The organism is Pedobacter puniceum, from assembly GCF_009674685.1.
GTDB classification, from domain to species: Bacteria; Bacteroidota; Bacteroidia; order Sphingobacteriales; family Sphingobacteriaceae; genus Pseudopedobacter; species Pseudopedobacter puniceum.
This window is the reverse complement of sequence record NZ_WKJI01000001.1, coordinates 319,188-339,363: the sequence shown is the minus strand read 5'-3', so window position 1 is coordinate 339,363 and position 20,176 is coordinate 319,188. Positions and strand designations below refer to the sequence as shown.

20 protein-coding genes are annotated in these 20,176 nt (G+C 32.6%); 14 read left to right on the top strand and 6 right to left on the bottom strand.

Going from position 1 to position 20,176, the window contains the following annotated elements; translation table 11 throughout:
- Nucleotides 1-3 precede the first annotated feature (3 nt).
- Nucleotides 4-1,032, bottom strand: coding sequence for a Fic family protein (locus GJJ64_RS01585; RefSeq protein WP_229655425.1), 1,029 nt, complete (start codon nt 1,030-1,032; stop codon nt 4-6).
- Between the two features lie 13 nt (nt 1,033-1,045).
- Between GJJ64_RS01585 and GJJ64_RS01580 the strand changes: the two genes are divergently transcribed.
- The 4 genes from GJJ64_RS01580 (at nt 1,046) to GJJ64_RS01565 (ending at nt 4,603) form a co-directional block, all read left to right on the top strand.
- Complete coding sequence (locus GJJ64_RS01580) at nt 1,046-1,342, top strand: Dabb family protein (RefSeq protein WP_154286020.1); 297 nt, start codon at nt 1,046-1,048, stop codon at nt 1,340-1,342.
- Between the two features lie 83 nt (nt 1,343-1,425).
- Nucleotides 1,426-2,328, top strand: coding sequence for a phospholipase A (locus GJJ64_RS01575; protein WP_154286019.1), 903 nt, complete (start codon nt 1,426-1,428; stop codon nt 2,326-2,328).
- 71 nt (nt 2,329-2,399) lie between these two features.
- Nucleotides 2,400-4,115: an amino acid permease gene (locus GJJ64_RS01570; RefSeq protein WP_154286018.1), complete on the top strand. Its 1,716-nt coding sequence runs from the start codon at nt 2,400-2,402 to the stop codon at nt 4,113-4,115.
- Nucleotides 4,116-4,384: 269 nt separating this feature from the next.
- Nucleotides 4,385-4,603: a hypothetical protein gene (locus tag GJJ64_RS01565; RefSeq protein ID WP_154286017.1), complete on the top strand. Its 219-nt coding sequence runs from the start codon at nt 4,385-4,387 to the stop codon at nt 4,601-4,603.
- An 11-nt stretch (nt 4,604-4,614) separates the two neighbouring features.
- Here the strand turns inward: GJJ64_RS01565 and GJJ64_RS01560 are convergent, their stop codons facing one another.
- Entirely contained in the window at nt 4,615-6,552 is a 1,938-nt protein-coding gene (locus GJJ64_RS01560; RefSeq protein WP_317162890.1) for a KUP/HAK/KT family potassium transporter, read from the bottom strand.
- Between the two features lie 188 nt (nt 6,553-6,740).
- Here GJJ64_RS01560 and GJJ64_RS01555 point away from each other — a divergent pair, with 188 nt between their 5' ends.
- From GJJ64_RS01555 to bcp, 4 genes are all read left to right on the top strand, one after another.
- Nucleotides 6,741-7,292, top strand: a complete 552-nt coding sequence (locus GJJ64_RS01555) for a T9SS type A sorting domain-containing protein (RefSeq protein ID WP_154286015.1) — start codon at nt 6,741-6,743, stop codon at nt 7,290-7,292.
- A 71-nt stretch (nt 7,293-7,363) separates the two neighbouring features.
- A complete protein-coding gene (locus tag GJJ64_RS01550) occupies nt 7,364-7,975 on the top strand; it encodes a fumarylacetoacetate hydrolase family protein (protein WP_154286014.1) in 612 nt (203 codons plus the stop codon).
- 11 nt (nt 7,976-7,986) lie between these two features.
- Nucleotides 7,987-9,696 carry a M23 family metallopeptidase gene (locus GJJ64_RS01545; RefSeq protein WP_154286013.1) on the top strand — a complete coding sequence of 570 codons (1,710 nt, stop codon included), beginning with the start codon at nt 7,987-7,989 and terminating at the stop codon, nt 9,694-9,696.
- A gap of 18 nt (nt 9,697-9,714) precedes the next feature.
- The gene (bcp, locus tag GJJ64_RS01540) at nt 9,715-10,173 is read left to right on the top strand and encodes a thioredoxin-dependent thiol peroxidase (protein ID WP_154286012.1); all 459 of its coding nucleotides are present in this window, start codon (nt 9,715-9,717) and stop codon (nt 10,171-10,173) included.
- A gap of 73 nt (nt 10,174-10,246) precedes the next feature.
- Here the strand turns inward: bcp and GJJ64_RS01535 are convergent, their stop codons facing one another.
- From GJJ64_RS01535 to GJJ64_RS01520, 4 genes are read right to left on the bottom strand one after another with little or no spacing between them, the layout of a single operon-like run.
- The gene (locus GJJ64_RS01535; RefSeq protein WP_154286011.1) at nt 10,247-12,253 is read right to left on the bottom strand and encodes an OmpA family protein; all 2,007 of its coding nucleotides are present in this window, start codon (nt 12,251-12,253) and stop codon (nt 10,247-10,249) included.
- A gap of 2 nt (nt 12,254-12,255) precedes the next feature.
- On the bottom strand, nt 12,256-13,230 hold the full coding sequence (locus GJJ64_RS01530) for a PorP/SprF family type IX secretion system membrane protein (RefSeq protein ID WP_154286010.1): 975 nt from the start codon (nt 13,228-13,230) through the stop codon (nt 12,256-12,258).
- A gap of 3 nt (nt 13,231-13,233) precedes the next feature.
- Nucleotides 13,234-14,445 carry a gliding motility-associated C-terminal domain-containing protein gene (locus GJJ64_RS01525; RefSeq protein ID WP_154286009.1) on the bottom strand — a complete coding sequence of 404 codons (1,212 nt, stop codon included), beginning with the start codon at nt 14,443-14,445 and terminating at the stop codon, nt 13,234-13,236.
- Between the two features lies 1 nt (nt 14,446).
- On the bottom strand, nt 14,447-15,238 hold the full coding sequence (locus GJJ64_RS01520) for a hypothetical protein (RefSeq protein ID WP_154286008.1): 792 nt from the start codon (nt 15,236-15,238) through the stop codon (nt 14,447-14,449).
- Between the two features lie 206 nt (nt 15,239-15,444).
- On the opposite strand from GJJ64_RS01520, the gene GJJ64_RS01515 reads away from it, so the two are divergent.
- The 6 genes from GJJ64_RS01515 to GJJ64_RS01490 all read left to right on the top strand — a co-directional run bounded on the left by GJJ64_RS01515 (nt 15,445) and on the right by GJJ64_RS01490 (nt 20,129).
- Nucleotides 15,445-16,290: a transketolase gene (locus GJJ64_RS01515; RefSeq protein WP_154286007.1), complete on the top strand. Its 846-nt coding sequence runs from the start codon at nt 15,445-15,447 to the stop codon at nt 16,288-16,290.
- A 24-nt stretch (nt 16,291-16,314) separates the two neighbouring features.
- Nucleotides 16,315-17,268: a transketolase family protein gene (locus tag GJJ64_RS01510; RefSeq protein WP_154286006.1), complete on the top strand. Its 954-nt coding sequence runs from the start codon at nt 16,315-16,317 to the stop codon at nt 17,266-17,268.
- 67 nt (nt 17,269-17,335) lie between these two features.
- Nucleotides 17,336-17,878, top strand: a complete 543-nt coding sequence (locus GJJ64_RS01505) for an RNA polymerase sigma factor (protein WP_449421285.1) — start codon at nt 17,336-17,338, stop codon at nt 17,876-17,878.
- Nucleotides 17,879-17,909: 31 nt separating this feature from the next.
- Nucleotides 17,910-18,479 carry a hypothetical protein gene (locus GJJ64_RS01500; RefSeq protein ID WP_154286004.1) on the top strand — a complete coding sequence of 190 codons (570 nt, stop codon included), beginning with the start codon at nt 17,910-17,912 and terminating at the stop codon, nt 18,477-18,479.
- A gap of 6 nt (nt 18,480-18,485) precedes the next feature.
- Nucleotides 18,486-18,899 carry a hypothetical protein gene (locus tag GJJ64_RS01495; protein WP_154286003.1) on the top strand — a complete coding sequence of 138 codons (414 nt, stop codon included), beginning with the start codon at nt 18,486-18,488 and terminating at the stop codon, nt 18,897-18,899.
- Nucleotides 18,900-18,938: 39 nt separating this feature from the next.
- Entirely contained in the window at nt 18,939-20,129 is a 1,191-nt protein-coding gene (locus GJJ64_RS01490; RefSeq protein ID WP_154286002.1) for an aspartate aminotransferase family protein, read from the top strand.
- Nucleotides 20,130-20,176: the final 47 nt, after the last annotated feature.

Genomic DNA, 20,176 nt, shown 5'->3' with positions numbered 1-20,176 from the left:
AAACTACCTTTTACGCTTTCTATTTGCCATATATTCCAATACAGCTTCTTTAGAAGTAAGCCAGTTTTTACCTTCTTTATAGGCATCAATCTTACCTCTCCTAGCAAGTAAGCTTATGTACTCCTGGCCATAACCAAAATCGGGTTCTTGTACCAAAGAAGCTATTTCCATAAAGCCATCATCAGCACCTGGCATTGCATTTAAATAAATATTAAGTGTACGCTCTAAAGCTTGGGTAATCAATAAAATTAATTTACCGTAATTACCATTATTAGCTTGATTTAGTGCTTCGTAATATTTTTTCCTATCGTTTTTTAAAATAATGGCGGGAGGAAAACCTTTTCGCATTAATAATAAATTCATGGCTAAACGTACTGTTCTTCCATTACCATCAAAAAAAGGATGAATCCAAACAAATTTGTGATGAAAAACCGTAGCCAATTCAATATCATTTAAACCTAAGGGATTATTGTTAACAAAATCAATAAGTTCATCAACCAAATCTGAAACCTTATTTGCATTAGGCGGAATAAAGTTAGCTCCAGAAATTCTTACACCAGCATTTCTTAACCTCCCAGCAAAATCATCCTCAATACTTTTTAGTACCAAACCATGTAAAGAAAGAATATCGATGGCTCTTAACCGGTACTTTTCATCAACAAGCCCATATAAATAATCAATAGCTTTATCGTGGTTATAAGCTTCAAAATGTTCTCTTAAAGATTTCCCCTTGATGGTAATCCCTTCCTGAATTACCAGCTGAGTTTCTCTTAAATTAAGCGTATTACCTTCTATCGAGTTAGAGTTATATGTCCATTCTAGCACTAAGCTCTCTCTTATTTTATTAAGAGCACTTGTGGGTAAAGGCCTACTAGCCTTAAGTTTTTCTAGCTTAAAGTTTAGCCGCTCAAAAACTAAGTTATAATCTTCTCTATATGATAAATCTACTTCCCACATCCCACAAATATCGGTATTTATATTTTTACTATCAAACGATACTAATTTATTTTTTCCAAACGCTATATTTGGCAAAAATTTATTCTTTATGCTTACTCATCACGTATTATTTTGGCTTAAAGCCGATACAACCGAAGAACAAAAAAGTGCTTTCCGTAAAGGACTAGAATCTTTAGAAAAAGTAGAAACTGTTAAATCTATTTTTGTTGGTACACCAGCACCTATAGAAAGAGCTGTGGTAGATACCACTTACACTTTCTCATTAATTACTTTATTTGAGGACTTAGCAGGCCATGATGTTTATCAAACTCATCCGGTTCATTTAGCTTTTTTAGACGAGTTTAGAGTTTTATTTGAAAAGGTAATCATTTACGATTCTCTTTAAGAAAATAATCCAAGAAGTTGTAATCATCCAACTTCTTGGATACTTCAAACAAAAATTGTTTTATATTTATTTAAATAATTTCTATGAAACAATTTTCCATACTCTCACTTTTCTTTTTCTTAATTGCTATTTATACAAATATATTTGCTCAAGCCTTTGATCCTGTTTTTGCAAATGGAGACCTCAGAAGAACCTTGTCTGATAATTGGGAATTAGACTCAACCACAAGAAAAGGTACTTTTTTAATTCTTCCTTACAAGCCAACTTACGTTCTACCTACTAGATTTAGTACAAATCCAAATTTCCAACCAGCTAGTGAAAACCCCGATTATGTCTTACCTCTTGTAGTACCCTACAACAAGGTAGAAGCTAAAATCCAACTTAGTTTTAAATCAAAAGTTATAGAAGGCTTATTTAATGGTTATGGAGATGTATGGGTTGCTTACACCCAAAAATCACACTGGCAGGTTTATAATTCAGATTTATCAAGACCTTTTAGAGAAACCAATTACGAGCCGGAAGTTATTTTAAATTTTCCTACAAAATTTAAATTATTAGGCTTTGAAAACAAAATGATTGGAATTGCTTTAAACCATCAATCAAACGGAAGAATTGTTCCTCTATCTAGAAGCTGGAACAGAATTATTTTTCATACCGCATTTGAAAAACAAAACTGGCAAGTTTATATCAGACCATGGTTAAGACTTAAAGACGAAGAAGACGAAAATCCATCTATTTCAGATTATACCGGCAGAGGAGATATGACAGTTATACACTCTAAAGGCAAACACATCTTTACACTTATTGGTCGTCATTCATTAAATAAATCCAACAGAGGGAACATCCAACTAGATTGGGCTTTCCCTATAAAAGGCTATTTAAAAGGACATTTACAATTATTTGAAGGTTATGGCGAAACCATGATAGACTACAACCATAAACAAACAATTGTAGGTTTAGGCGTATCACTGATAGAGTGGATGTAAAAATTATAGCTCATTTTTTCATTTTCCTTCTCTAAATGGTTCAATAATCTTTATTTTGTTGAGATTTCAATATGAAGAAAGATTTATTAAGGAAGAAAAGTATTGCCAAAATACTTCAAGATAGCCAAGAAGGCTTCGGCGACGGAGAAAATCATGGACTAAATAAAGTTTTAAAAGTAAAAGACCTCACTTTTATGGGTATAGCTGCTGTTATTGGGGCAGGTATATTCTCTACAATTGGTGAAGCTTCTTATAATGGAGGCCCAGGTGTTTCAATACTCTTTATTTTAACAGCGGTAACTTGTGGTTTTTCTGCTCTTTGTTATGCAGAATTTGCATCAAGAATACCAGTTTCTGGCAGTGCATATACTTATGCTTATGCATCCTTCGGAGAACTCATCGCCTGGATAATTGGCTGGGATTTATTAATGGAATATGCTATTGGTAATATTGCAGTAGCTATATCATGGAGTGGTTATTTTGTAAATCTTTTACAAGGATTTAACATCCACATACCTGCTTATCTTACCATGGATTATCTAAGTGCTTTTAAGGCTAATGAAGAAGTAATGGCTTTAAGCAAAAGTGGTTCTTCATTAGGTACTTTAAGTGAAAACACCTTAAATGCAGCCCAAGCATGGACAAGCGCCCCAAGCATTGGAGGCTTAAAAATCATCGCTGATGTACCTGCCTTATTAATTGTATTTTTAATAACATTTTTGGTTTATATTGGAATTAAAGAAACTAAAAAAGCTACAAATGCAATGGTTATTCTAAAGATACTTGTGGTTTTAGCTGTTATTGTAGTAGGTTTCTTTTATGTAACACCTGCAAATTGGCATCCGTTTTTACCTAATGGGTTTAGCGGTATGATGAAAGGTGTGTCTGGCGTTTTCTTCGCTTATATAGGTTTTGATGCTATATCAACTACTGCTGAAGAATGTGAGAACCCTCAAAAAGATCTTCCAAAAGGGATGATTTATTCTTTAGTAATCTGTACTGTACTTTACATATTAATTGCTTTAGTACTTACCGGTATGGTAAATTATAAAGAGCTTCAAGTTGCAGACCCTTTGGCATTTGTTTTTGAAAGAGTAGGGCTAAATCAAATTGGCTATATCATTTCGGTAAGTGCTGTTATAGCAACTGCAAGTGTTTTACTGATATTTCAAATGGGGCAACCTAGAATTTGGATGAGTATGAGTCGAGATGGGCTTTTACCAAAAGCATTTTCTAGAATACATCCTAAGTTTAAAACACCATCTTTTTCTACTATAGTAACTGGACTTGTAGTAGCTATACCCGCTTTATTTATGAACTTAACAGAGGTAACAGACTTAACAAGTATAGGTACCTTATTTGCCTTCGTATTGGTTTGTGGCGGCGTTTTACTATTACCAAAAGAACAAGAAACTGAAGGCAGTAGAAAGAGATTTAAAATGCCTTATATCAACGGAAAATACATCATACCTTTATTGATTACTATTTTAGGAATAGCCTTTTATAACGAAATATTAACTCTTTTCTCATTTACCAAAGGTTGGGATTTCATTAAAGAACAAATTCCTTTCTATCTCTTTGTAATTTTAGCTGTATGTATGGCGGTGTTATCCTACGCAAAAAATCTTTCCCTGATACCTGTTTTAGGGCTTTTAAGCTGTAGTTATTTAATGACTGAACTTGGTTATACCAATTGGCTAAGATTTTTGATTTGGCTAGGTATAGGTCTTATTGTTTACTTCTGCTATGGTATAAGAAAAAGCAAACTTAACCAACAGATAAATTAGAGACAAAGCCAATAAATTCCCCAATATTCAACAATATTACTCATAGACCTAAAATCTCTTAAAATTTAAAGTTTAAGGAGGTTATTGAGAATATTCTACATTTTAGGGCAACCATTTCTCATTCTTACCTACAAGTTAAGACAAAACATAGCTAAAGTACTGAATATCAGTCTTTTACAAAAAATACATGACTCAAAATTTCTTTTGAAATAATCATTTAAATTTTTAGGACTTAAAATTGACTATAGTTAATCCTAAACTAATACAATATGAAAGTTTTAATTATATCAGTTTTTTTAACTTGTAGCGGGGTTTATTATTGCATGAATGAGTATTATTGGAAAAAAACAAACCCTGAAGGATTTGCAAAATCTAAAGATGAAGCAGCGCTAATCCTAAAATCAAAAAGAAATAAAAGTAAAGAAATCACAAAAAGAGCAAGCTTAGAAACACTAAATGCTCACTCAGTAATATTAAGAATAAACTAGGTTGTAAGCACCTAGTTTATTCTCACAATATCAATTTTCTCTGTTTGCGTAACCATTAATGGAACTTTTTCAAGGGTTACAAAACTTAAATCTAAGCCAAAGCCTTTTTCTTCAGATAAGCTGACCTTTTTCAGGTTAAAGTAATACCCCATAATAAGCTTATCCCAAAAAGATAAATTGTTAGCTCTAGAAAGTGTCTTTTCTAAAACTACGAATCTAAAATCGCCAACTATTTTATGCTTGTTAAGCGATTTATAATGGCTGGTAATATCAACCTCATCGTTCTTAACTAAATCTTCTACTACTTTTCTAAACAAAGCACTAATTTTTTGTTCTATTCTAAAACCTAGTTTAAAATCTATCCTGATTAACTTACCTTCAACCAGATGCTCCACTTTATATTCACATCTATAAGGCTCATCAACAACATCAACGTGAACTAACCAGTAAACATCAGCTCTTTTAGGTTTCTTTTGAAGAATAGAGTATATAATTTTAGATTCTATTTCTGACGGGAAATTAGCACTTGTAAGATAAACTAATTGCGATGCATATTTAGGCACAGATTCATCCTCACTAAGCTCTTTTATAATATCGTAATATTGCTCTATCTCAACAAATTTCAAGAACCTATTTTTGATTTTCCTTGCTGAATACCAAGCCCACATGACAGAAAATAATATACCACCAAGTAATACGGTAAACCAGCCCCCATGAAAGAATTTAGCCATATTACCTACAAAAAATACGCCCTCTATACTTATGTAAACCGCCAAAAATAAGACAATAAGATAAATGGGATATTTCTTTTTACTGAGATAAGTTGATAATAAAATAGTTGTCATGAGCATAGCAATAGTTATGGAAAGTCCATAGGCTGCCTCCATATGCTCTGATTTTTTAAAGTATAAAACGACTACTATACACCCTACCCATAACAACCAATTCATACTGGGCACATATAATTGACCCTTTTGTTCTGTTGGATAATTAATTTTCACTTTTGGCCAAATATTTAATCTTACTGCTTCAGAAATTAAAGTAAAAGAGCCTGAAATTAACGCCTGACTAGCAATGACAGCTGCTACAGTAGCCGTTGCAATACCAACTATTAGAAACCAGTCTGGCATCATCCTGTAAAATGGATTTCTGTCATCTAATAACTCATTCTGTAAGCGCATTAAATAAACACCCTGACCTAAATAATTTAGTAATAAACAACTTTTAACATATATCCAACTAATTCGGATATTACTTCTACCACAATGCCCTAAATCAGAGTATAAAGCCTCTGCACCGGTTGTACATAGAAAAACAGCTCCTAAAATTGCCAATGCTTCTGGATAAGTTACTAGCAAATTATAAGCATAATAGGGATTTATTGCTTCAATAATATCAGGAGACTTCATCAAATAACTTATACCTAAAACACCCATCATACTAAACCAAATAAACATAATTGGTCCAAACGCTTTACCTACTAATGAAGTTCCAAATTGTTGAATGATAAATAAACCTGTTATTATTCCTATTACAATAGGAATAGTTTGTAAACCTGGATAAAGAATTTCTAGTCCCTCTATAGCAGATGAAACTGTAATTGGAGGTGTAATTATACCATCTGCAAGTAAAGCACAACCGCCTATAATAGCCGGGACAATAAGCCATTTAGCTTTTCTTTTAACTAATGAGTAAAGAGAAAAAATCCCACCCTCACCTTTATTATCAGCTTTTAGAGTAATGATTACATACTTAAGAGTAGTTTGCAAGGTTAAAGTCCAAAAAACACAACTTAAACCACCATAAATGAGTTCTTTAGTAATCACTCTATCTCCAATAATTGCTTTAAAAACATATAAAGGAGAAGTACCAATATCACCGTAGATAATACCTAAACTGATGAGAACACCAGCCGCGGTTAATTTATTTAAATCTTTATGTGCAGACACATTAATTTGTTTAGTTAGGCACAAAAGTAATTCAACTTCTTAACAAACACAACCTTAGACGCATTTTTACGTACGAGTTAAAAATTAAAGATTTTAAGATGTTAAATTCTGTTAAAAAAACAGCCTTTTTTACGGAAGTTTAATTATTGTTATAATTTTATTTATATTTTTGAGGTGAGATATAAGGTATGAAAAATAAATACTCTTTAGTTACGTTAATAATGGCTATCACTATTGTGCTTTACACTAGTGTATCTTTTGCTGTTGTAAACGATCTAAAAAGTATTATTGATACTACTAAAACCACTATCAAGTTAAAAGATAGCAGGCCAAATAGACCAATTTTCTTACCTCCGGTTGCCGCAGATTTTCAATCATTTATGATAAAAGTTTCTGCTATAAAATCTATCAATACTTCAAATAAAAACTTAACATTAAAAAGCAATAAGAGTATAAATACTAATTTAGATGCTCAAAAGCCTCTAGATAATGTTAGAATCTATCCTAATCCAATTTCAACGCAAATAAATATTGCCTACACGCTTAGTAAAGAAAACCAGGTAACGGTAAAAATCTTAGATGTATTAGGAAATGAAGTGGTTACACTTCTATCTCAAAAAGTTGCTGCTGGCGAGCAGATAAACTCTTTTAATTTAAACACTAAACTAAGTAGCGGTTTATATTTTGTTAGAGTAGTTGCTGGTTCAGAATCAGTTATCAAAAGAATCTCGGTATTATAAATAAAGATTTAACTTTAAGCCCCAATTGTAATACAATTGGGGCTTTTTTGTTTATCAACACACTTAATGATATGAAAATAATAGCCATTGGACGTAATTATGCAGAGCATGCAAAAGAATTAAATAACGATGTACCAGAAAAGCCCGTAATCTTTATGATGCCGGATACAGCTTTACTAAAAGGTAACAAACCTTTCTATCATCCAGATTTTTCTAAAGATATTCATTATGAAATTGAACTGGTCTTGAAGATTTCAAAAGAGGGAAAACATATTGCTAAGAAATTTGCAAATAAATATTATGAAGAAATAGGTTTGGGCATAGATTTTACCGCTCGGGATTTACAATCTGAATTAAAATCTAAAGGATTACCATGGGTATTAGCCAAAGGTTTTGACAACTCGGCACCTATAAGTGAATTCTTGCCTATCCAAAATTTTAAAAATTTGAACGATTTAAATTTCTCTTTAAAAATCAATAACGAGCTAAAACAACAAGGAAATACAAGCCAAATGATGTTTAGTTTTGATGATATCATTTGTTTTGCTTCACAATATTTCACTTTAAAAAAAGGCGATTTAATTTTTACAGGTACTCCTGCAGGTGTAGGTAAAATTAATATTGGCGATAAACTAAAAGGTTATATTGAAGATCAGGAACTTTTGAACTTCGAAATTAAATAATAATATTTCTCATGAGATTGGTTAAAGCCGCATTACTTTTATTTTGTTTATCTCCAATTTGTTCTTTTTCTCAGCAAGATAAACTTCCAGAAATACCATCTAATTATTTTATAAATCCTTTAGATATCAAATTACTTTTATCAGGAACTTTTGGAGAGATAAGAACAAATCATTTTCATTCTGGGATTGATATTAAAACTAATCAAAGAGAAGGTTATCCTGTTTATGCTGTCGCAGATGGCTATATTTCGAGATTAAGAGTACAAATTGGTGGCTTTGGGAACGCAGTTTACATCAATCATCCAAACGGATTAACTAGTGTTTATGCGCATTTGCAGAGGTTTAATGATAAAATAAGCCTGGCGATTAAAAACTATCAGTATCTTAAAGAAACTTTTGAAGCAGATTTCCCACTCACCCCTATAGAAATACCTGTTAAAAAAGGAGAAATCATTGCATGGTCTGGCAATACCGGAGGTTCTGCAGGTCCGCATTTACATTTTGAACTTAGAAATACTAAGACAGAACAAACTTTAAATCCTTTACTATTGGGTGTTAAAATTCAAGATGATATAAAACCTCAAATCAACGGATTGTACATTTATAAAATTAATAATGCTCCGTTTAACGAGTTTACCCAAAAACAGTACTTCCAAACCATAGGTGCAAATGGAAAATATACTTTAAACAAGGTTAGTGTAATTAACGTTTCCGGAAAGATTGGATTAGGTATTATGACTAATGATATCATGAATGGATCTGGAAATAGAAATGGTGTTTATAGCACTACCATTTGGTTAGATAATGAGAAAATTTATGAAACCCAGGCAGACCAATTTTACTTTGACCAAACCAGAACCGTAAACGCTTACATAGATTATCCAAGTAAAATATCATCAGGCAGAATGATAGAGAAAGGTTTTATAACTAAAGGAGGCAAAACAAGCTTCCATAAAACCTTAGTAAATAATGGACTTATTTATTTACAGGATAACAACATACATGATATCAAATATTTAATTAAAGATGCAAACGGAAATGAATCTGTTTTAAACTTTAAAATTAAAAGTATCGATACCCAATTAGCCGCACCTTACAAAGTTAAAGAAACACTGCTAAATCAAGAACAAGAAAACATCATTACTAAGGAAGACATCGTTATCAAGTTTGCCAAAGGAAGCTTTTATGATGATGTTGATTTTACTTATTCTAAATCACCAAAAACAGCCTTTAGCTTATCGCCTGTACATACCATTCATAATAAATTAACTCCTTTACATCAAGCTTTTGAACTTTTAATAAAAGCTGATACTTCTTTAAATAAGGTAAAAGATAAATTAGTTATTGTAAATGAAAACGGTGTTTACCAAGGTGGAGATATTGTAAATGATTATATTAGAGCGTATCCAAAAACATTTGGTAAGTTTTATTTAAAGGTTGATACTATTGCCCCTAGTGTAATGCCTATTAACATCAGCAATAACGCTAATCTTTCTTTACAAAAAGCTATTTCTGTAAAAATAAATGATAATTTATCAGGAATAAGAGATTTTAAAGGATACATTAATGGCAAATGGATTTTAATGGAATACGATTATAAAAAAGGGCTGCTTTGGCACAACTTTGACGAAAGAACAGGTTTTGGCAAACATACCTTTACCTTAGTTGTTAGCGATATGAAAAAGAATACAAAAACAATTCAATTAACCTTCTTTAGATAAAGCTAAAAATAAATTAAAATGGAATTAAAACAAGGAGATAAAGCCCCTGAATTTACATCAAAAGACCAGCATGGAAATACAATTTCTTTAAGCGATTTTAGAGGCAAAAAAGTTGTATTGTACTTTTATCCAAAGGATAATACACCTGGTTGTACTGCCGAAGCTTGCGATTTTAGAGACAATTATCAAAGTTTAAAAGCTAAAGGTTTTGAAATTTTAGGTGTTAGCACAGATGATGAAAAATCGCATAAAAAATTTGTAGACAAATTTGAGTTACCTTTTACCTTACTTGCTGATACTGAAAAAGATATTGTAGAAAAATATGGTGTTTGGGTTGAAAAAAGCATGTACGGTAAGAAGTATATGGGTACAGATAGAAAAACCTTTGTAATTGATGAAAATGGCCTTATACAAACAATAATTTCAAAAGTAGACACAAAGAATGCTTCTGCACAGCTATTAGAAGCTATTGCTTAAAAAGGTTTTTTATAAAAAACAAAGGCCTTTTTCTAATCAGAAAAAGGCTTTTTGTTTATGGTTAAGGTTAATCTTATCTAAAGTTCTTTAAAGGTGCGGGTAAGTATGATAAAACAGGACTTACCTTTACTACTTTAAACTCTGTTCTACGGTTTAATTGATGTTGCTCTTCAGAGCACTTAGCACCATCTGCACAAGTATTTAATAGCTGTGTTTCTCCAAAACCTTTAGAACTTAAACGTTCTTTTGCAATACCCTTATTTTTTAGATAGTCTTTTGCTGATGCAGCCCTCAATTCTGATAATTTAAGGTTATAAGCAGCCTTTCCTCTGGCATCTGTATGAGATCTTAACTCGATATTCACACTAGGTGTATTATTCAAGAAAGCTACAACCTTATTTAATTCTGGCTCTGCATCCTTTCTAATATTGTATTTATTAAAATCATAATAAATATTTTTCAGTCTTACCAGATAAGCTTCTTCTACTTTTTCTACTTCAAATTTCACATTGAACACCGTAGATTCTGTAGCACCTTTGGTTGTAATATCACCTTCTTGCCTAGAGAAAAACTTATCCATATCTCCCCTAACAGTGTAATCTGTCTCTTTTTCTAAAGAAAATTTAAAAGAACCATCCTCTGCAGAAAGTGTAGTTTTTTCTTCGCCTGTTTTCTTGTTTATTAAGAAAATTTTCAAACCAGACAATGGATTACCTGTTCCCTTCTCTGTAACTTTACCCTCAACAGCAAAAAATTGTTCTTTTGGTTTTTGATAAAATCTATAAATATCATCAGAACCTTTACCCCCTGGACGATTAGAAGATAAATAACCACTTAGATTATCTTGAAAAAAGAAAATTCCAAAATCATCTCTAGTAGAATTATAGGGCGATTTAAGATTTTCTGGCTCTTTCCATGTATTTTTTTCTCCTTTTGATGAGAAAATATCTAATCCACCGATGGTTATATGCCCTCTTGATGAAAAATATAAAGTACCATCTTTTCTAACAAAAGGAAATACTTCATCCTCTTCAGAATTGATAATATTACCACAATTTATTGGCTTTGACCAACCATTAGCAGATTTTTCAGAATAATATAAATCCATTCCACCAAAGCCACCTGGCATATCAGAAGCAAAATAAAGTATGTTACCATCTGCACTTAAAGCAGGGTGTTGTACAGAATACTCATAAGGACTATTGTAAGGAAAAGGTGTAGCTTGTGACCATACTCCATTTCTTTTTGAAGCAATGTAAATGGTTTTTCTAAAAACAACATCTTTTGGATGTTTTAAATCAGCATCATCTGCCATACCAGCTCTTGTGAAATAAATAACACTACCATCAGCATTTAAAGTAGCCGGACCATTATGGTATTTATCATTAATCTGTTCTGGTAAAAGTGTTAATTGCATTACTCCTGAGGCAGAATCTTTTGCCTGCTCGGCCTGATAGATTTTAAGGAAAGAATTACCTGTCCAACCATAGACTTTTGCATTTTTATCATTCTCTGGAGATTTTAAAAACCATCTGTCTGAAATTAATAAAAAACCATTAGCATACGCTATTGGAGAAAAATCAGCATGCTCAGAATTGAAAGAATTTTCATTCTCTATATCAACATTTACATCCGGATTTTGAAGCCATAACCTAGCTGCATCGCAACTATTAGCTAATTTTACTGCATAATCACTTTTCTCGGGCACACGCTCTGCATACATCAAATAATTTCGCTTGGCTTGGTCAAACTTGCCATTTTGCTTTAAGATACCAGCATAATAGATATAGTTTATTGGATCAAAACCAGGAAACGTTAAAACAGTAGCATAGGCTCTTTCAGCAGCTATAGTATTATTAACAAATCTATAACAGTTAGCTAATTTTTGCGCAACCTCTAAATTTGGACTTTTTTCTAAAAGCTTTTCGTAAATATCTATAGCAAACTTGTAATCGTACTTCTCGTAATATTTATTTGCTTTACCTAAATCATCAGATTTAAGCATTTTAGGAGCAATTAAAACTCCTAAGGTTATCATGCAAATACTTACTCCTATTATAAATAGATTCTTAAATTTCATATCTAAAAATATCTAGGTGATAAAATTGTTAAATCTCTCTTTCCACCATTAATAATTAAACCCAGAGAAATTTCATGCGTACCATTATTATAACCTCTTATATTTGATAAAGAGTAATCATAAGCATAGCCTATCCTCCATGATTTACCTGCAAAAAACTCTACCAAACCAACAACTGCATTATTAGAACTTGGCGCACCAATAACAGCTGGCTTATCCCATAATTTTAATGAAGTACGGTAAGAAGCCCCTAACCAAACACGTTCTCCTAATAAGAAGAAATTATTGATATCAAGATTAGTTGGGCCTTTAATATCTTCCCTTACCATAATAGATGGTTTAAACTTTAAAAAATCTGAAGCTTCTATCAAATAGCCTGCGGTAAAAAAATAGTTTTGACTTTGTTTAACTTGTAGAGTTTGAGATGATGTACTAAAATCTACAGCCTTCTCCATCAAGTTGATAGCTGATAGACCTATATATAACTTTTCAGTACTGTAATGAATACCGAATCTTATATCAGGTGCCAAACCAGTAGATTTACCAGATAAGAACTCAGTATCAGAAATATCATCTATGATAGCTGCATTACCATTAACACCTAGCTGGGTAAAACCTAAACCTAAACCAAAAGATAATCTTGACTCTCCTGCTAAGGGAATACGATACGCGATATTAGCAAAAGCTGAAAATTGATCTTGTATACCTAATTTATCATTAACAACGCTAAGACCTAATCCAATTTTATCATCCGCAACTGCAGCATCTAAAACTAAAGATTGGGTTTTAGGCGCCCCCTGTACATCAACCCATTGATTTCTGTATAATAAACTAAGGTTAACTGTTTCTTTATACCCAGCATAAGCTGGATTTATAACTAAACTGTTAAACATATACTGACTGTATTGAGCATCTTGTTGGGCCCAAACATTTAAACTAGCTACTAGTAAAATGAATTTTAAAAGGATTTTTCTCATTTCTTATTCATTTTTAAGTAAAGCAATAAATCCTTTGTAAACTTTTGGCTCTCCGTTCACATTAACTTTTAACAAGTAATAATATGTACCAGAACTTAAGCCAGAACCATCCCAAGCCTTGCTATTATTATAATTCTTAATATTAAATACTTCTGCCCCCCATCTATTCAGAATAATCAATTCATTATCCGGAAATAAATCAATGTTTTTGATTTCCCATCTATCATTCTTTCCATCCCCATTAGGCGTAAATGTATTGAAGAACGTAAAAGGATCATTATTAGTTAAAGTACCAGCAAAAGTTACGGGTATATTGGTGAATGATTTTAAAGAAGAAAAAGTTAGGGAAGCATCTAAATTATTTGTATTACCCGTTATGGTTTGAAAATTTGATATACCTGCTTTTTCCCACCCTATTAGCGGCTTAAGCCAGCTTACAATTTGATTAAAACTACCATCGTTAACTGCATTATAAAGCAAAGTAAAATCGGCTGGAGTATTACCCGAAGGATGATCTAAAACATAATAGTATTTATCATTTACAGTATTAACATCAAACCTTTTTTGGGTAGTTACATAACCATCATCAGAAGGATTTCTATTGATGAAAGTAACACCATAAATATTATCTGTATTATCTTTAGGACTTACAATTAAATGACTAAGTCTTAGTGTACCACCTTCATCAGAACCTAAGGGAAATAAATAGCTATCGGTAAGATTGGTTAATCTTTGAAATTTACCTCCAGTATTGGTACTTACAAAACCAGTAGTTGCTTTTACAGCATCTGCCCTTCCTGTTAATATAGTAAGGGTTTTATCCTCTAGTTTAAGCTCTCTATCTGTTAAATCTAACCCAACATTAACATCTGTATTGATAGCAAGAGTTTTAGCTCCAGTGCCCGCAAGAGTTAAACCAGGAAAACGTGTCACAGATAACCCACTAATAAACTGATTATCGCCAGAAAGCACTACACTTCCAGCAGAAACCACGTTAAAAGCTGCCCCTGATGAATTATTTATCCAGTTACCCGTAATATTAATCAACCCATCATTTAATATAACACCATTACCTGTTTTTATAAAATCATTCTTTACAGATAATAAACCGGTGCTCCTGACAGACAAAATACCGTTACTTACAAATTGGGCTTGGGCCTCAAGAAAAATGGTTCCAGTAAAAATGAGAGAAAAAAGTATTAATCTTTTTTTCATCTTAGTTTGTTACTACAATAGATAAATTTCCAGTAGGCAATGAAATTGCGGAACCGGTAACATTAACAAATTTTATTTCAACAGTATCAACAGCCGAAACTCTAGCATAGGCTATTAACAAACCATCTGGAAGTTCTACATCTGGCGAAACAGAAACAGCAGCACCAACCAAAGCTCCAGTAACTACATAAGTTTGTTTTAAAGAAGAATTAGCAGAAACAGGACCAGCAACAATCGCTTGAGTAGCCTTTATTCCTTTAAGATTGACATGAATATTAGCCGTACCAACCCTTAGCGGTGCCCAACTACTACCTTGCTTTACATAAACAAAACCTGTTAAACCATCCAAATACAAATCGCCACTATTACCTAAAGAGCTTAAATTTGGAGCTAAACCACCCGGAGGAATCCCAGCACCCACAAACCATTGCGTTCCATTTAATGGCGTTGAGGTAACCCCTACATCATTCCACTGTGTTCCATTCCAATAATTAAATCTCGATGTTGTTGTATTGTAAATCATCATCCCATTAGCTGCCGCCAGATTTGCCCCAAAACTTGTCTGCAAAACCCCTCTTTGCGCTGTAGTTAAACGCGGGATCAATAAACCTTTAGTTGTGGATGATATATCTAAAGCCGCACCTTGGTAAGGTGTATTGGTTCCTATCCCTACATCACCAACTGCTTGCGCATGAACAGAGCTTGAACTAAAAAGCAAACATTGCAAAGCAGTTAAACATGTAAAAAGAAATGAACGAAGAGAGAGAGTATACGGAAGTAGTAATTTATTCATATAGCTTATTAAGTTATCAACATAAAGTTATAAACATTTTTAAAAATAAAAAATCTTTATTTTATTTATCTAAACAAAGATTATTTTAATTATAGTCAAAACTACAATAAAGTTTTCAACATTAAAATGTTAATTTCTTAACATTTCTAATATCTTCATTTTCCCCAAAATGTTTACTTTAGTTTAATTTTTACAATAACCAACAAATGACTAAAGAAATCAGCGACTTAGAAAAAATGGCTTCTCAGGTGAGAAGAGATATTATTAAGATGGTTTATGAATGCCAATCAGGGCATCCAGGAGGCTCATTAGGATGTGCAGACTACCTAGTTGCACTATATTTTAGAGTAATGAAACACAATCCGGAGTTTAATATGGATGGTACAGGAGAAGACTTATTCTTCTTATCTAACGGACATATTTCGCCAGTTTTTTATAGTGTTTTAGCAAGAGCAGGTTATTTTGACGTTGCAGAACTTAAAACCTTTAGAAAACTAAATTCAAGACTTCAAGGTCATCCAACTACACACGAACATTTACCAGGAGTTAGAATTGCATCAGGCTCACTTGGTCAAGGTATGTCTGTTGCTATTGGTGCTGCTTTAACAAAAAAAATAAATAAAGATAACGGAATTGTATTCTCTTTACATGGTGATGGAGAATTACAAGAAGGACAAAACTGGGAAGCCGCTATGTTCGCTCCTTTTAATAAGGTAGACAATTTAATCTGTACAGTAGACGTAAATGGTCAACAAATTGACGGACCAACATCTAAAGTATTAGACCTAACAAGTTTAGAAGCTAAATTCTTAGCTTTTGGTTGGGATGTTATGCATACAGACGGCAATAACATGAGCGAGTTGGTAGCTACTTTAGAAGAAGCTAAATCAAAAACAGGAAATGGTAAGCCTATCATGATTTTAATGAAAACAGAAATGGGTAAAGGTGTTGATTTTATGGAAGGTTCTCATAAATGGCATGGTATAGCACCAAATGCAGAGCAACTTGCAGAGGCATTTACTCAACTAGAAGAAACATTTGGCGATTTCTAATCCACCTCTTAACTGAAAATTATAATGAAAAAATATACTTATACTGAAAAAAAAGATACCCGTTCTGGCTTTGGCGCTGGATTATTAGAAGCTGGTAGAAAAAATGAAAATGTTGTTGCGCTTTGTGCCGATTTGATTGGCTCATTGAAAATGGGAGATTTTCAAAAAGAATTCCCTGATAGATTTGTGCAAGTTGGTATTGCAGAAGCTAACATGATTGGTATTGCTGCAGGTATGACTATTGGTGGTAAAATTCCTTTCACCGGAACTTTTGCCAACTTTTCTACAGGAAGAGTTTATGATCAGATTAGACAATCTGTGGCTTACTCTGATAAAAATGTAAAAATCTGCGCATCTCATGCTGGTTTAACTTTAGGTGAAGATGGTGCTACACACCAAATTCTTGAAGATATTGGGATGATGAAAATGTTACCAGGCATGACTGTTATAAACCCTTGCGATTATAACCAAACTAAAGCTGCTACTTTAGCTATTGCAGAACACGAAGGCCCTGTTTATTTACGTTTTGGTCGTCCTGTAATTCCTGTATTTACCCCTGCCGACCAAAAGTTTGAAATTGGTAAAGCTTGGATGGTTAATGAAGGTACTGATGTAACTATCATTGCAACTGGTCATTTAGTATGGGAAGCTATCTTAGCCGGCGAAAAACTGGCTGAAGAAGGGATTAATGCAGAAATTATCAATATACACACCATTAAGCCTTTAGATGAAGAGGCTGTTTTAAATTCTGTTAAAAAAACTGGTTGTATTGTAACTTGTGAGGAGCATAATAGATATGGTGGTTTAGGCGAAAGCGTTGCTCAGCTTTTAGCAACACAACTTCCAACTCCTCAAGAATTTGTTGCCGTAAATGATTCTTTTGGAGAAAGCGGAACTCCAGCTGACTTAATGAAAAAATACGGATTAGATAGTTCTAATATTATTGAAGCCGTTAAAAAAGTAATGAAGAGAAAATAATCTTCAAAACATATTATTTAAAAGCCGAAGTTATGCTTCGGCTTTTTTATATTTGGTTAAGATGCAAATAGAGGATTCAGAAATATTAGAAAAGTTTAACAATCCGCAAACCCAAGAATTGGGTTTTAAGTTGCTATTAAATAAGTACCAACAAAAAATCTATTGGCACATCCGTAGAATTGTTATTGAGCATGAAGATGCTGATGACGTTGTCCAAGATGTGTTCATAAAGGTTTGGAAAAACTTAGAATCTTTTAGGCAAGACTCTCAACTCTATACCTGGCTGTACAGAATTGCTACTAATGAGAGTATAACCTTCTTAAATAAAAAGAAAACAAAATTCAATTCGTCTTTTGAAGAGCTTTCAGAAAAACTAAGCGAAAGCTTAAATGATGATAATTACTTTACAGGAGATCAAATACAAAAGAAGTTACAAAAAGCGCTATTAACACTTCCAGAAAAACAAAGATTGGTTTTCAACATGAAGTATTATGACGACTTAAAGTTTCAAGAAATATCAGACATTTTAGGAACTAGCGTAGGTGCATTAAAAGCCTCCTATCATTTAGCAGTTAAGAAAATAGAACAATTTTTATTAGCATCTGATTAAACCTTTGCTAAAAAAAACAATCATTAAGAATATGGACAGAGAGGAAAATAAGGAAAGAGATATAGATAGCGCCTTTTTGAATGATGATTTAAAAAGAAACCCATTTGTTGTAGATGAAAATTATTTCAATCAACTTCAAGAAGGTATTCTTGCTCAAATTAAACTACCTAAACCAACTGATGTTGGTTTTACAACTCCTGAAGCTTATCAAGAAAATCTCACTCAACAGTTATTAAGTGAAGTAAAACTACTTGCCTTAAAACAAGAGAGTAAAGATTTATTTAAAGTTCCTGAAAATTATTTTGAGTTACTTGAAGAAAAAACAATTTCAAAATCAACTATTAAAAAAACAAGCATATTTACATTAAACATTATTAAATATGCTTCTGCCGCAGTTGTTTTATTGGCATTAAGTTTTGGCATTTATTTAAATTATCAGCATACACAAACCGTAGATCATAAATTATCTACCATACCAGACGAAGAGATTGTTAATTATCTAAAATTTCATTCTGACGCTAATGATGTAAACTTAATTATAGAAAATCTAGATGATGTTTCTACCTTTGAGAGCGATATAAGTCAGGAGATAAGCAATTAACAAAGCATGAAAAAGCTACTATTCATTATTCTAATTTCAATTTTTACAGCTTCCACTAACTTTGCTCAAACGCAAGCTCCTCAAAAAAAAGGAGAAAGAATTGAAGCCTTAAAAATTGAATTTGTTTTAAAAAAATTAGAGCTTAACGAAGAAGACTCTAAAAGCTTTGCTTTCATGTATAAATCTTATTTACAAGAAGTTAATCTTCTACTTCGCCAGAAAAAAGAAGCTAGAGAGATTAATAAAAACAACCCTCAAAAACTTGTTGATGATGATTTTTATTATGATGAGAAAATGTTTCAGCTAAAAAAGCAATATAGAAAAAGATTCCAACAGGTTTTATCGCCAGAACAAATTAAAACGCTATATATAGCAGAAAGAGAATTTAGAGAAGAGCTAATTAAACATCTGAAAAAGTAAATAGCTTTATGCTGCTTAATAATATGTTTATATTTGAACATGTTGAGTCAAAAGCAATTATTCTTACTTAATACAGCCCAAACTTCCGATTTCCCTCGCCTATTAGAAATAGAAAAAGCAGAAGGTATTTACCTCTATGACACTCAAGGGAAAGCACATATAGACCTCGTTTCTGGCTTTGCTGTAAGTAACTTAGGGCATCGGCACCCTAAAGTAATTGATGCAATTAAAAATCAATTAGATAAATACATGCATTTAACTGTTTACGGCGAGTTTGTGCAGGCGCCTCAAGTTAAATTTGCTGCCCAGCTAGCTCAAGTTTTGCCAAAACAACTTTCATCTGTTTATTTTACTAATTCTGGCGCAGAGGCTACTGAGGGTGCCTTAAAATTAGCTAAAAGATATACCAACCGAACAGAAATCATCGCATTTAAAAACTCTTACCACGGAAGTACACATGGTGCATTAAGTGTTATGGGTAACGAATATTATAAGCAAGCCTATCGCCCTTTATTACCAGATATACATTTTATTGAGCTTAACAAAAAGCAGCAAATCAATCAAATCACAAAAAAAACAGCTGCTGTTATATTAGAAACCATACAAGGTGAAGCTGGGATAAGAGTTCCTGAAACAGCATACTTAAAAGCCTTAAGAGCCAAATGTAACGAAACGGGTACTTTACTCATTCTAGATGAAATACAAACCGGCTTTGGCAGAACAGGAAAACTTTTCGCTTTTGAGCATTTTAATATAGAACCTGATATTTTATTATTAGCCAAAGGCATGGGCGGTGGAATGCCTATTGGAGCTTTTATAGCTTCAAAAGACATTATGGATTGCATTAAAGCAAACCCCATTCTTGGTCATATCACTACTTTTGGTGGGCATCCGGTAAGTTGCGCCGCTGGCTTAGCAAGTTTAGAAACTATTTTAGCAGAAGGTTATATTCATCATGTAAAAGAGAAAGAAAACTTATTTAGAGAGCTGCTAAAACATCCAAAAATAAAAGAAATTAGAGGCATAGGCTTCATGTTAGCTATACAATTGAATAGTTTTAAACAAGTTGAACAAGTAAGCGCAAAATGTATAGAAAAAGGCGTTATCATAGATTGGTTTTTACATTGTGATACCGCTATGAGAATTGCACCACCATTAATCATTACCCATGAAGAAATAAAAAAAGCTTGTGATATCATTCTTCAAGTTATAGATGAAGTAGAAGAATAAAAACCTCAATCCTTATTTCTGGAAGTATTTTTGCAGGTATTTAACTA

Coding starts and splice junctions, on each gene's coding strand:
- GJJ64_RS01570 (WP_154286018.1), top strand. CDS start 2,400: ATGAAGAAAGATTTATTAAGGAAGAAAAGTATTGCCAAAATACTTCAA.
- GJJ64_RS01565 (WP_154286017.1), top strand. CDS start 4,385: ATGAAAGTTTTAATTATATCAGTTTTTTTAACTTGTAGCGGGGTTTAT.
- GJJ64_RS01535 (WP_154286011.1), bottom strand. CDS start 12,253: ATGAAATTTAAGAATCTATTTATAATAGGAGTAAGTATTTGCATGATA.
- GJJ64_RS01510 (WP_154286006.1), top strand. CDS start 16,315: ATGAAAAAATATACTTATACTGAAAAAAAAGATACCCGTTCTGGCTTT.
- GJJ64_RS01500 (WP_154286004.1), top strand. CDS start 17,910: ATGGACAGAGAGGAAAATAAGGAAAGAGATATAGATAGCGCCTTTTTG.
- GJJ64_RS01520 (WP_154286008.1), bottom strand. CDS start 15,238: ATGAATAAATTACTACTTCCGTATACTCTCTCTCTTCGTTCATTTCTT.
- GJJ64_RS01490 (WP_154286002.1), top strand. CDS start 18,939: ATGTTGAGTCAAAAGCAATTATTCTTACTTAATACAGCCCAAACTTCC.
- GJJ64_RS01580 (WP_154286020.1), top strand. CDS start 1,046: ATGCTTACTCATCACGTATTATTTTGGCTTAAAGCCGATACAACCGAA.
- GJJ64_RS01525 (WP_154286009.1), bottom strand. CDS start 14,445: ATGAAAAAAAGATTAATACTTTTTTCTCTCATTTTTACTGGAACCATT.
- GJJ64_RS01530 (WP_154286010.1), bottom strand. CDS start 13,230: ATGAGAAAAATCCTTTTAAAATTCATTTTACTAGTAGCTAGTTTAAAT.
- GJJ64_RS01545 (WP_154286013.1), top strand. CDS start 7,987: ATGAGATTGGTTAAAGCCGCATTACTTTTATTTTGTTTATCTCCAATT.
- bcp (WP_154286012.1), top strand. CDS start 9,715: ATGGAATTAAAACAAGGAGATAAAGCCCCTGAATTTACATCAAAAGAC.
- GJJ64_RS01555 (WP_154286015.1), top strand. CDS start 6,741: ATGAAAAATAAATACTCTTTAGTTACGTTAATAATGGCTATCACTATT.
- GJJ64_RS01550 (WP_154286014.1), top strand. CDS start 7,364: ATGAAAATAATAGCCATTGGACGTAATTATGCAGAGCATGCAAAAGAA.
- GJJ64_RS01495 (WP_154286003.1), top strand. CDS start 18,486: ATGAAAAAGCTACTATTCATTATTCTAATTTCAATTTTTACAGCTTCC.
- GJJ64_RS01575 (WP_154286019.1), top strand. CDS start 1,426: ATGAAACAATTTTCCATACTCTCACTTTTCTTTTTCTTAATTGCTATT.
- GJJ64_RS01515 (WP_154286007.1), top strand. CDS start 15,445: ATGACTAAAGAAATCAGCGACTTAGAAAAAATGGCTTCTCAGGTGAGA.